Consider the following 11981-nt stretch of genomic DNA (forward strand, 5'->3'; position numbering starts at 1 on the left):
CTTAATTAATTTGCTCGCTCGTCTTTCCAAATCGTCGTTCTCTTTTCTGATAATTATAAATTGCTTCGTACAGATGTTTTCTTGTAAAATCAGGCCATAGTACAGGTGTGAAATATAACTCTGCATAGGCGATTTGCCATAATAAAAAATTACTTATCCGCTGCTCTCCGCTTGTGCGAATAAGTAAATCAACATCAGGCATATCGTGAGTATACAAATGCTCCTTAATGACTGACTCATTTATTGAATGTGGCGAAATTAAGTTTTTTTTAACTTTATGACTGATGTCTTGTATAGTTTTTACTAACTCCTCGCGAGACCCGTAGCTGAGCGCAAGGGTAAGCTTAAGGCGAGTATTATTCTTAGTCTTTTCAATAACTTCTTTGAGTTCGCGTTGTGCTTTTTCGGGCAAGTTATTGAGACTTCCAATGGCAGATAAGGAGATGTTGTTGTCTTGTAAGGTTTTGATTTCCTTTTTAAGAGAAGAAACCAAAAGATTCATCAACGTATCCACCTCAAGTTTAGGACGGTTCCAGTTTTCGGTAGAAAAGGCGTAGAGCGTAACAAATGCTACACCTAGTTCTGCGCAGGCTTCAATGGTTTCCCGTACAGCTTTAGTCCCTTTTTTATGACCTTTTACACGCAGAAGTCCTTGATTTTTAGCCCAACGACCGTTACCGTCCATTATCACGGCAATATGCTTAGGGAGCTTATGTTGATCTATTTCGTCTAAAAAATCCATTATTCGTCATTAAAAACCGCAATAACACGGTTGTCTGCCAAAGGTATAGGTTACAGTGATTCCTGAAAACATATACCAGTCTTTATTATTAATGTTGCCAAAACTGGCATAATTATATTCTTCGGTCCCCGGAAAATTTCCGTCAAGGTTATCGGTAAAGGTGTACCGTGCACCTAACTCTGCAGCAAGTACGATGCTGCCGCCAATGTACGCTTTGTAACCAATAACCATTGGGATTGCCAGATCCCATTCAGAACTTGTGTTAACCAATGCATCTTCTACGGGATCAAGCGCAAAAGAATCGTGGTAAAAGTAAGTAAATCCTGTATATAAATACGGAGTATGCGGCTTATCAAAGCTTTGATGCATGTCAAAATCCCAAAAGTTATATTCAATACCTACTGATCCTTCAATGACAGTGTTTGTGAAACTATATCCGCGGTTTTGACGTCTGGCATCATTACTGTCTGTGTCTGAAGCCTCTAAGTTGGTAAAAAGAATACTTGCTCTAAATGCATGTCTGGCGCTTCGGTTCCATTTAGCGATTCCGCCGAAAACAATGTTGTTTGGAGAAATATAATTCGTTCTGCCTACATCGCCTATAAAATTGCTTCCTCCTGCGAGTACACCCACCTCGTACGTCTGGCTTTGTGTAGAACCAACGGCGAATAAAACAAGTGTAAATACTAAAAGATACCTCATAGGCTGTAAAAAGTTTGCAAATATAACAATATTGTTTAGGTGCTTCTTATTAAGACGAATGCATCTGCTGAATAAACAAGAAAGTGTAAAAAATATTGCCTAGTTGCGCTTGTCTTCGCCCCACAATAATTTTTTGCGTAATGTGGTCAGGAAAGTGTCTTCTTCTAAAAGCACCAGTTTAATATTGAAGGGTGCTTTGGTAAGTGTGATCTCTGTTTCTACCGGAAGCGTGGCGATTCGAGAATCTAGTGATACCAGATGTTCTTCTTCTCTACCGCTCACTTTTAATTTTATTTCGGTAGAATCAGGAACCACAATAGGTCTGGCGTTGAGGTTATGTGGTGCTATGGGTGTAAGTATAAAACTTGAAGTTTTTGGCATAATTACCGGTCCGCCGCAACTTAGGGAATATCCTGTAGATCCTGTGGGAGTTGAAATGATTAAGCCGTCTGCCCAGTAATTTGTGAGACGTTCACCGTTTAGCGAAGTATCTACAGAGATCATCGAGGTAGAATTTTTTCGGCTTACTGTAACCTCATTGAGTGCAAAGTTGAGTCCGCCAAAAGTTTCTTCCCCTTTGGAAGTTTTGATACTTATTAAAGATCGCTCAGTGATGCTATAGTTGTTTTTGAGAATTTCATCTACAGAACTAACTAGTTTCTCTTTATTTACTGTGGCTAAAAATCCTAAGCGTCCGGTGTTGATACCCACTATGGGAATGTCAAGGTCGCGTACATAGGTAACTGTTTGCAGGATCGTGCCATCACCGCCAATGCTAAAAAAAAGATCGTAGGTGTTATCTAACTCTTCAAAAGTGCTGAAGTGTGAATAGGTTTTGTCAATTTCTTCATTTTCATGAATCAACTTCAGAAAATTCTCTTCAATTATAACTTCAACGTCCTTTTGATTTAAAAGATCAAGCAGTTGTTGAACGTAATGTCCTGAATTCTTATGATAAAATTGACCGTAGATACCTACTTTCATACATTTTAAATGTTGAGATATTTATCTAAATATTGAGAGCGATCACGTAAATCTTTTATAAAGGCATCTTCTTGATGCTCAGAAACGACTACGTAGCCATAGCGCCTAAAGGCTTGAAGAATCGTATTAAAGCTCGTGTCTGATCCAATCTTTATGGAAATTTGAGCAACCTCATTTTTTACCTGAGAAATGAATGCGCCTAGCACTTTACCGTCATTAGACTCAATGATCTGGCTGATTTCACTAAAGCTGTAATCATAAATGCCGTGCTCAATAACGATGATGCTTCCGTTTTTGCTTAAAAAAGGCGTGCTGTTAAAATACGTCATCACATCTGCAAGCTCGTAGTAGCCCAGATAAGAAGCGTTTTCCTCATCAAGTACAGGCATCAAGTTAGCGTTGTTTTGAGCGAATGCTTCTAAAACATTGAGCCAGTTAGTGTCAGTACGTACAAAAAACACTTCGTACATATGATTGTTTTCTGCGATCACTTCTTTTGCATCCAGACAGTGTACATCATTTTCATTCAGGCAACCTACATAAACTCCTTCTCTTAAAATAGGCACGTGGGAGTAGGTGGTTTGTGTAAACAGTTCTTGAGCCTCGCCCATGAGCACATGCTCGTCAAGCGGGTCAATATCCTTAATGATGTAATCTGTGATTTTCATAGCCTCTTTGATGCAATTTAATTAAAAAAGTAGGGTCAGAGCCTGTGTTACTTCGTATTTTTGCAAGCAAAGTTACAATTATTGAGATGACAAAATTAAGTGTAAATGTTAATAAGATCGCAACATTACGTAACGCCAGAGGGGGTAATGTTCCTGATTTAATTAAGACTGTAAAAGATATTGAATCTTTTGGAGCGCAGGGAATTACCATTCACCCAAGGCCCGATGAGCGTCATATTAGATATCAGGATGCCCGAGACTTAAAAACGGTTGTAAAAACCGAATTGAATATAGAAGGTAATCCGGTTGAGAAGTTCATTAACTTGGTTTTAGAAGTTCAGCCAGATCAGGTGACATTAGTACCAGATTCTGTAGATGCAATCACTTCAAATGCAGGTTGGGACACGTTAAAGAACAAAGTCTTTTTAAAAGAAGTTATCGCCGAATTTAAATCTCATGGAATTCGCACCTCTATTTTTGTTGATCCGGTTGCCGAAATGATTGAAGGAGCAAAGGAAACCGGTACAGATCGCATCGAGCTGTACACCGAAGCTTTTGCGGTAGGTTTTAAAGAAGGACATCCTAATGCAGTTAAGCCTTATGTAGATGCTGCATTGCTAGCTCAGGACTTAGATTTGGGGCTCAATGCCGGGCACGATCTTTCGTTAGAAAACATCAAGTTTTTTGCTGATAGTATTCCGGGGCTGTTAGAAGTTTCTATAGGGCACGCATTGATCGCCGAAGCGCTTTATGACGGACTAGAAAAAACCATCAAATCGTATTTAGACGCCTTAATTTAATTTATGATTTTACACAGCAGTATTACCGGCTCAGGAAAACCCTTTGTGATTTTACACGGTTTTCTGGGAATGGGAGATAATTGGAAAACTTTAGCCAATCAGTTTGCAGAAGCCGGATATCAAATGCATTTGGTTGATCAGCGCAACCACGGAAGAAGTTTTCATAGCGACACTTTTAACTACGAAGTTCTAGCTGAAGATCTAAAGAATTATTGTCAGGAGCATGGCTTGAAAGATATTGTGCTGCTGGGGCATTCTATGGGAGGCAAAACCGCAATGCTCTTCGCTATGCGCTATCCGGAATACATTAATAAACTTATTATTGCTGATATCGCACCAAAATACTACGCGCCGCATCATCAGCAAATTTTAAAAGGTTTAACGGCATTATCTGAAAATCACGAAGCAAGAACCTCACGTGGAAACGCAGATGACTTTTTAAAAGAATACATCTCAGACTGGGGAACGCGCCAATTCTTATTAAAAAACTTGTATTGGCAGAAGGATAAAACTTTAGCCTTGAGAGTCAATCTGCCGGTACTCAAAAGGGAAGTAGAGGCTATAGGTGAAGGATTACCAACTCAAACGGTTTATGAAGGGGCGACTTTATTTTTAAATGGATTAAAGTCTGATTACATCACTGAAGATGATAAACCACTAATCAAAGCACATTTTCCTGCTGCCAAAATTATAGGGATTGAAAAAGCCGGTCATTGGTTACACGCAGAAAACCCGAAAGACTTTTATGCGGAAGTAATGAAATTCCTAGAGTAGGGCTTTGTCTTTTTCGATAAACGTTTCCTTCTTAAGATGAACTTCAGCTTTGTAATAAATTAAAGTTCTTATTGCTATTACTGCTAGTGCTTAAACGAATTAGTTGTTAGGTAATCATAAAATCACTATAAATCCTATTACAACTCAATAAATTTTTATAACATTGTTGAAGGTATTTATTGTGCATGCATAATAAATATGGTTAATTTTTATGAGATTCTTAAAAAATTTCACCTCAATTATTAAATTATAATTTTACCCTTTTAAAGTATGAAGAGAGTTTTAGCAACGTCTTTATTTTTATTAGCCTCGGCGATAACGTTTGCGGGAGGTTATAGAGTTGGACTTCAAGGTCAGCGTGCCCTTGCGATGGGGCATACCGGAGTGGCTTATGTAAACAGTGCCGAGTTGGCCTTTTTCAATCCTGCCGGTTTAGTGTATTTAGAGAACAAGATTAATGCTTCAGCCGGTGGTTTTGGTGTTTTTTCTAGTGTGGCGTGGCAAAATGAGAGTACCGGTCAGTTTGCCAATACTGATAGCCCTATGGGAACTCCATTTTACCTATACGGCTCTTATGCATTAAATGAGCAATTGAGTTTAGGGCTCGCAGTATATACACCTTATGGTAGTACAGTAGAATGGCCAACTGATTGGGCAGGTTCGCATCTGGTTAACAATATTGAGTTGGCGGCCGTGTTTATTCAACCTTTGATTTCTTTTAAAATCAGCGATAAATTCAGTGTTGGTGGTGGGCCTATTTTTGTAACAGGTAATGTAAACTTTAACCGAAATGCCAATCGTTTCTTAACCGATCAAGAGGGTAATCGCTCTAACGTAACTATTGATGATAGTGGGGTAACCAATTGGGGATGGTCTGTAGGTGGTATGTTTAGAGCTACTGAAAACCTGACTTTTGGGGCAAATTATCGTTCTGAAATTATTTTGGAATCTGAAGATGGTGCGGCAACCTTCGCAAACTTTCCTAATGACAGTGGTCAACCTGTAGTCGTAGGAGGAACTGCAATTCCTTCAAACGGAACTCAAGGTTTTAATGCATCACTTCCACTTCCAGCAGAACTTACTGTAGGTGCTTCGTATAGCAAAGATAAGTGGGTGGTTAATGTGGATTATACCAGAACATATTGGGATGTTTATGAAGATCTGGATATTGTTTTTGCAGATGGTTCAGAATCTATAAACCCTCGTAACTATAAAAATTCTTCTATTTATAAGTTTGGTGTAGGCTATGCGGCAAGTGAAAAATTCATGCTGCGTGCAGGTTATTATTTTGACGAATCACCGGTGCAGTCGGGCTACTTCGCTCCTGAGACACCGCGTAACGATAGTAATGGTTTTTCAGCCGGACTTTCTTATGCGATCTCAAGCAGTTTTGCTATTGACGCCTCGTTCCTTTATGTGCGCTTTAAAGAGATCAATGAATCTTATGATTATGTAGATGACGGGTCTTCTTTTGGGGGTACTTATAAATCAAGTGCGTTTGTGCCGGGAATTGGTTTGACTTATAAACTTTAAAAAGAGCTATACGATGAAAAATTATATTAAATATATGGCTTTGTCAGCCGTGCTTTTAACAGCTTGTGAGGCAGAATTAGACAATCCTATTGAAGATGGCGGCTTTTATAGCAGTGGCTCGGCAGATTTTTCTAACTATGTTGCTGTTGGAAATTCACTGACCTCAGGTTATGCTGATGGCGCATTATACATAAGTGGGCAACAGAATAGTTTTCCTAATATTTTAGCAGGTCAATTTGCCTTAGCTGGCGGAGGCTTGTTTTCACAGCCTCTTGTTGATGATAATACGGGTGGTTTGTTAGCTAATGGTACGCAAATTCAACCGAATCGTTTTGTATTGACCTTAGATGCTGATGGTAATCCAGGACCAACACCTTTGCAGGGTACACCTACGACTGATATTGCAAATGTTTTAGAAGGACCTTTTAATAATATGGGTGTTCCTGGGGCAAAAAGTTTTCATTTAGTAGCACCGGGTTATGGTAATATTGCCGGGGTAGCAGCAGGTGCAGCAAACCCCTATTTTGTGCGTTTTGCGTCAAGTACTGATGCTACAATAATAGGAGATGCGGCAGCTCAAAGTCCGTCGTTTTTCTCACTTTGGATCGGTAACAATGATATTTTAAGCTATGCAACGAGCGGGGGAACTGGAGTAGACCAGACCGGAAATTTAGACCCGACGACGTACGGTGCTAATGATATTACAGACCCTAATGTGTTTGCGAGTGTATATAATCAAGAAGTTCAAGCTTTAACAGCTTCGGCTTCTGGCGGAGTGGTTTTTAACATTCCTGACGTGACTTCTATACCGTTTTTTACGACGGTGCCTTATAACGCAATTCCTTTAGATGAGGCTACTGCAGCAGGAGTAAATCAAGCATATGTGCAATATAATGGTGCTTTAGCGCAGTATGCGGCTTTAGGAGTTATCACTACTGAAGAGCGTGACGCAAGAACTATTAATTTTACAGCGGGTCAAAACGCGATTGTGATCGAAGATGAAAATCTTACCACATTGCTTAATCCTACCAATGGTCAGGAAATCCCAAAAATAAGACAAGCGACTCCAGATGATCTTTTTGTGTTAACATCATCAAGTATTATCGGGACTCTTGCAGACCCTAGTAATCCTAATTCTGTAATTGGAGTAGGAGTGCCTGTTGGAGATCAATATGTTTTGATTCCTGAAGAGCAGGCGATGATCGCTACTGCGCAGGCTTCGTATAATGCTACAATACAAGGTTTAGCTCAAGCTAACGGGCTAGCATTTGTTGATGCGCGTGCTATTTTAAACCAACTGGCAGAAAGTGGTATCGCTTTTGACGCAGGAACATTGACTTCTACTTTTGCTACCGGTGGAGCGTTCTCTTTAGATGGTGTGCACCCTACACCAAGAGGCTATGCCTATTTAGCAAATCAAGCAATTGCTGCAATAAATGAAACTTACGGTTCTACATTACCAATGGTTAACGTAGGTGATTACGGAACGGTGAACATCAGTAATTAAGCTAAAACATTAAGTTTACTTTATAGAAATCGCTATCTGTGAGGATAGCGATTTTTTTATTTTTACGTAAATCCTAATATGCCTAAAATCGGTTTCTTTATGGTTTCGATTCTAGTTTATTATGATTTGACTGGATGGCTTTGAATGGCATCGCCAAAGGGTTGGATATTTCGCCGATAGCGATCGAAATACATTAAAATTAAAAATTTTTTACTAACCAATGCCTCACGGACTTGCTCTTAGGTAGTTTACTTTAACTTGACCTAACCTTATGAAAACCTTAATCAAATTATTACTTACCGCATTAGCCGTTATCATTTTAGGGTATTTGCTACCGGGTGTAGGGGTAACCTCATTTTTTACAGCTTTTATCGTCGCTGTGGTAATCGCGCTGTTGCGATTGATCGTGAAACCTATTTTAGTCATACTTACGCTGCCGATCACGATAGTAACGTTTGGAATTTTTCTGCTTTTCATCAATGCGATCATCATTTTGATAGCAGATTATTTCGTGGGCGGTTTTGCAGTAGATGGTATCTGGTGGGCATTGATTTTTAGTTTGTTGCTCTCCTTGTTTCAGTCCTTGCTTTTTGCACTTATAAAAGAGGATTAGAAGCTTGCTGAATACCAAATGCTTATAAACTTTGTGGGGATATAAAAAAGATGTACTTTTGCACTCCAAATTTTATAGGAAAATATCACTAGAAGATGAATATTACACGCGAGAATATTGATGATTTAAATGCAGTACTTAAGGTAGATATTGCAAAAGATGACTATAATGACAAAGTACAGAAAGTACTTAAAGATTATAGAAAATCTGCAAACATTCCTGGTTTTAGAAAAGGGCACGTGCCTATGGGTCTTGTTCAAAAGCAGTACGGTAAGGCCGTTTTGGTAGATGAGGTAAACAAGCTTTTACAAGATAGTCTGCAAAAATATCTTACTGAAGAAAAACTTGATGTGTTAGGTAATCCATTACCTAAAGATCAAGAAGATCTTAATTGGGATGCCGGTGATTATACCTTTGAATTTGAATTAGGTCTTGCGCCTAAGTTTGAAATAGATCTTCAGCCTAAAAAAGCGATCACAAGCTATACTATTGTTGTTGATGATAAAATGGTAGATAATCAAATCACTACTATTCAAAAGCAATACGGAAAAATCACAAGCAAGCAGGAGGTAGAGAAAGACGATGAGGTTTCTGGAAGCTTTGTTAATGAAGAAGCTGAGTTTGAGAAGAAAACCATGTTTGAAGTAAACAAACTTAAAGGTAAAGCAAATACTTCGGCGTTTGTGGGTGCAAAAGTAGGTGACACGGTTACTGTTTCTACTAAAGGTTTGTTTAAAGAAGCGGGTGACTACCGTTCTTTCTTAGGTCTTTCAGAAGAAGAAGCAAAAGAGAAAAATCTTGAAGTTTCTTTTACTATTGAAGAAGTTAACCACAGAGAGCCTGCAGATTTAGATCAGGATCTTTTTGATAAGCTTTACGGTCCGGGTGTTATTACTTCGGTAACTGAGCTTAAGGAAAAAATTAAAGAAGAAGGTGAAAATCAATTCAAGCAGCAAAGCGATCAGCAGTTGCTTAATGATGTAACCGAAAGATTGATCGAGAATACAGAATTTGATCTTCCTGCTGAATTTTTAAAGAAATGGATTCAGAGAAGTGGTGAGAAGGAGTTGACTTTTGAAGAAGCTGTTGAAGAGTACGAGCGTTCTGAAAAGGGACTACGTTACCAGTTGATCGAAGGTAAGATCATTGCGGATAACGAGCTGCAGATCACTTTTGAAGAGATCAAAGCTTACGCTAAAGAAATGATCAAAGCACAGATGGCACAGTTTGGTCAAAACGATCCTAAAGATGAAGAATTAGAAGGTATCGCAGCACGTATTTTGAGTAATCAGGATGAGGTTAAAAGACTTTCTGAGCAATTGATGAACAAAAAATTGCTTGATTTCTTTAAAGAGAATGTAAAATTAAAAGAGAAAGAAGTGACTTTTGACGAGTTTGTCAAAGAAGTTTACAACTAGTAATTCTCTAATTTATATAGTATCTTTAAGGCGTTTTAACGGTATGTTGAAACGCCTTTTTACTTAAAAATTAGTAAGGTGTTTTAAACACCTTTTTTATTGAACTTTTATTTTGAAGCCTTAGCGCGCTTCAGGAATTAGAAAAAAATACTATGAACTACGCAGACGAATTTAAAAAATACGCGATTAAAGATCAGGGCGTAAACAGCATGTACTACGATAAAATCATGAGTAGCATGTACCCGGTAGGTCTTACTCCAAATATTATCGAAGAACGTCAGATGAACGCTGTGGCGATGGACGTTTTTTCACGTTTGATGATGGATCGCATCATCTTTTTGGGGACTGGTATCAATGACCAGGTAGCAAATATTGTTCAGGCACAATTACTTTTCTTAGAAAGTACAGACGCTTCTAAAGATATTCAGATTTATATTAACTCTCCTGGAGGTAGTGTGTATGCAGGTCTAGGGATCTATGATACCATGCAATTTATTAAACCTGATGTGGCTACTATTTGTACCGGTATGGCGGCCTCTATGGGCGCAGTTTTGCTTTGTGCTGGTGCACAAGGAAAACGTAGTGGATTAACACACTCACGAGTGATGATTCACCAGCCATTAGGTGGAGCACAAGGACAAGCGAGTGATATCGAGATCACCGCGCGTGAAATCCTTACGCTTAAAGAAGAATTGTATAAGATTATTGCAAAGCATTCAGGTCAGCCTTACGATAAGGTTTATGAAGACAGTGATCGTGATTACTGGATGAAAGCTGATAAAGCTTTAGAATACGGAATGATTGACGAAATTCTGGCGAGAGAATAAGTCAGAACAACGTTGAAGTTGTTGAATTACCCAAATGATTGAATTATGGCGAAAGAAGAATTAGAATGTTCATTTTGTGGCAGAAAAAAGTCTGAGACTAACTTGCTTATTGCAGGGCTGGACGCACACATTTGCGACCGTTGCATCGAGCAAGCACACGGTATTGTACTTGAGGAAGCCAAAGACGTGAACAAAAATGGGTTAGATGGAGAGCTGACACTCAAGAAGCCTAAAGAGATTAAAGATTTTCTAGATGAGTATATCATCGGTCAGGACTTTACAAAAAAGGTAATGGCCGTAGCGGTGTATAATCATTACAAACGTCTATTACAACCTGAGACCGAAGATGAGATCGAGATTCAGAAGAGTAATATTGTAATGGTAGGGCAAACCGGTACCGGTAAAACGCTTATGGCAAAAACCATTGCGCGTATGCTGAATGTGCCGCTTGCTATTGTAGATGCTACCGTTTTGACCGAAGCAGGTTACGTAGGAGAAGATGTAGAGAGTATTTTAACGCGCTTGTTACAAGCAGCAGATTACAATCTTGAAAAAGCGCAACGCGGAATCGTTTTTATTGATGAGATCGATAAAATCGCACGTAAGAGTGATAACCCTTCGATCACACGAGATGTGAGCGGAGAAGGCGTACAACAAGCGTTATTGAAGCTTTTAGAAGGAACTACTGTAAACGTTCCGCCTAAGGGAGGTCGAAAACATCCTGATCAGAAGTTTATTGAAGTCAATACAGAGCATATCTTGTTTATTGCAGGTGGTGCGTTTGATGGTATTGAGCGTGTGATCAGCAAACGCTTGAATATGCAGGCAGTAGGCTTCAGTGCGAGTATGAGCGACGAAGTGATTGACCGCGAAAATCTTTTGAAATACATTATTCCTAAAGACTTGAAAGATTTTGGTTTGATCCCAGAAATTATTGGTCGTCTTCCGGTACTCACACATATGGATCCGCTTGATGCAAAAACCTTGCGAGCAATTCTTACCGAGCCTAAAAATGCTATTATAAAGCAGTACGAAAAGCTCTTTGAGATGGATGATATCGAATTTGAGATCACTGCACCGGCGCTGGATTATATTGTGGATAAAGCGATCGAATATAAGTTGGGTGCGCGTGGATTACGCTCACTTTGTGAAGCGATCTTTACTGATGCGATGTTTGATCTGCCAAGTTCTGATCTTACTACCTTTAAAGTAGATAAAGAATATGCGCAGTTTAAGCTAGAGAAATCAACTATTAAAAAGCTTAAGGCAGTTTCTTAAGCTGAAATACATAAAGATGAAAAAGCTCGGTATTGCCGAGCTTTTTTTATTGGCCCCCGCGAAAGGCTTGAATACTCTGTCCCAATAACTATTGGGAAGCTTCGAAATCAAAAATTTACTTCCAGCTAATGCCTC

At 39.0% G+C, this 11981-nt stretch carries 12 protein-coding genes; 8 read left to right on the forward strand and 4 right to left on the reverse strand.

Annotated features, from left to right (window positions below; translation table 11 throughout):
- Window position 1: 1 nt before the first annotated feature.
- The 4 genes from BUA96_RS11285 to BUA96_RS11300 all read right to left on the reverse strand — a co-directional run bounded on the left by BUA96_RS11285 (window position 2) and on the right by BUA96_RS11300 (window position 3096).
- Window positions 2–742, reverse strand: a complete 741-nt coding sequence (locus BUA96_RS11285) for an isoprenyl transferase (protein WP_072983165.1) — start codon at window positions 740–742, stop codon at window positions 2–4.
- A gap of 9 nt (window positions 743–751) precedes the next feature.
- The gene (porG, locus tag BUA96_RS11290; RefSeq protein ID WP_072983167.1) at window positions 752–1444 is read right to left on the reverse strand and encodes a type IX secretion system protein PorG; all 693 of its coding nucleotides are present in this window, start codon (window positions 1442–1444) and stop codon (window positions 752–754) included.
- Between the two features lie 99 nt (window positions 1445–1543).
- Window positions 1544–2428 carry an NAD kinase gene (locus tag BUA96_RS11295; protein ID WP_072983168.1) on the reverse strand — a complete coding sequence of 295 codons (885 nt, stop codon included), beginning with the start codon at window positions 2426–2428 and terminating at the stop codon, window positions 1544–1546.
- 5 nt (window positions 2429–2433) lie between these two features.
- Window positions 2434–3096 (reverse strand): CBS domain-containing protein, encoded by a 663-nt coding sequence (locus tag BUA96_RS11300; RefSeq protein WP_072983170.1) that lies wholly within the window; start codon window positions 3094–3096, stop codon window positions 2434–2436.
- An 86-nt stretch (window positions 3097–3182) separates the two neighbouring features.
- On the opposite strand from BUA96_RS11300, the gene BUA96_RS11305 reads away from it, so the two are divergent.
- The 8 genes from BUA96_RS11305 (at window position 3183) to clpX (ending at window position 11846) form a co-directional block, all read left to right on the forward strand.
- Window positions 3183–3896 carry a pyridoxine 5'-phosphate synthase gene (locus BUA96_RS11305; protein ID WP_072983842.1) on the forward strand — a complete coding sequence of 238 codons (714 nt, stop codon included), beginning with the start codon at window positions 3183–3185 and terminating at the stop codon, window positions 3894–3896.
- 3 nt (window positions 3897–3899) lie between these two features.
- Window positions 3900–4670, forward strand: coding sequence for an alpha/beta fold hydrolase (locus tag BUA96_RS11310; protein ID WP_072983172.1), 771 nt, complete (start codon window positions 3900–3902; stop codon window positions 4668–4670).
- A 270-nt stretch (window positions 4671–4940) separates the two neighbouring features.
- The gene (locus tag BUA96_RS11315) at window positions 4941–6203 is read left to right on the forward strand and encodes an OmpP1/FadL family transporter (RefSeq protein ID WP_072983174.1); all 1263 of its coding nucleotides are present in this window, start codon (window positions 4941–4943) and stop codon (window positions 6201–6203) included.
- A 13-nt stretch (window positions 6204–6216) separates the two neighbouring features.
- Window positions 6217–7710, forward strand: coding sequence for an SGNH/GDSL hydrolase family protein (locus tag BUA96_RS11320; protein WP_072983176.1), 1494 nt, complete (start codon window positions 6217–6219; stop codon window positions 7708–7710).
- Window positions 7711–7981: 271 nt separating this feature from the next.
- Window positions 7982–8323, forward strand: coding sequence for a phage holin family protein (locus BUA96_RS11325; protein WP_072983177.1), 342 nt, complete (start codon window positions 7982–7984; stop codon window positions 8321–8323).
- 95 nt (window positions 8324–8418) lie between these two features.
- Window positions 8419–9741 (forward strand): trigger factor, encoded by a 1323-nt coding sequence (gene tig, locus BUA96_RS11330; protein WP_072983179.1) that lies wholly within the window; start codon window positions 8419–8421, stop codon window positions 9739–9741.
- Window positions 9742–9893: 152 nt separating this feature from the next.
- On the forward strand, window positions 9894–10568 hold the full coding sequence (clpP, locus tag BUA96_RS11335; protein ID WP_072983180.1) for an ATP-dependent Clp endopeptidase proteolytic subunit ClpP: 675 nt from the start codon (window positions 9894–9896) through the stop codon (window positions 10566–10568).
- A gap of 45 nt (window positions 10569–10613) precedes the next feature.
- Window positions 10614–11846, forward strand: a complete 1233-nt coding sequence (gene clpX, locus BUA96_RS11340) for an ATP-dependent Clp protease ATP-binding subunit ClpX (RefSeq protein WP_072983182.1) — start codon at window positions 10614–10616, stop codon at window positions 11844–11846.
- The last annotated feature ends 135 nt before the right edge of the window (window positions 11847–11981 follow it).

Source organism: Leeuwenhoekiella palythoae (assembly GCF_900130045.1).
Lineage (GTDB): Bacteria > Bacteroidota > Bacteroidia > Flavobacteriales > Flavobacteriaceae > Leeuwenhoekiella > Leeuwenhoekiella palythoae.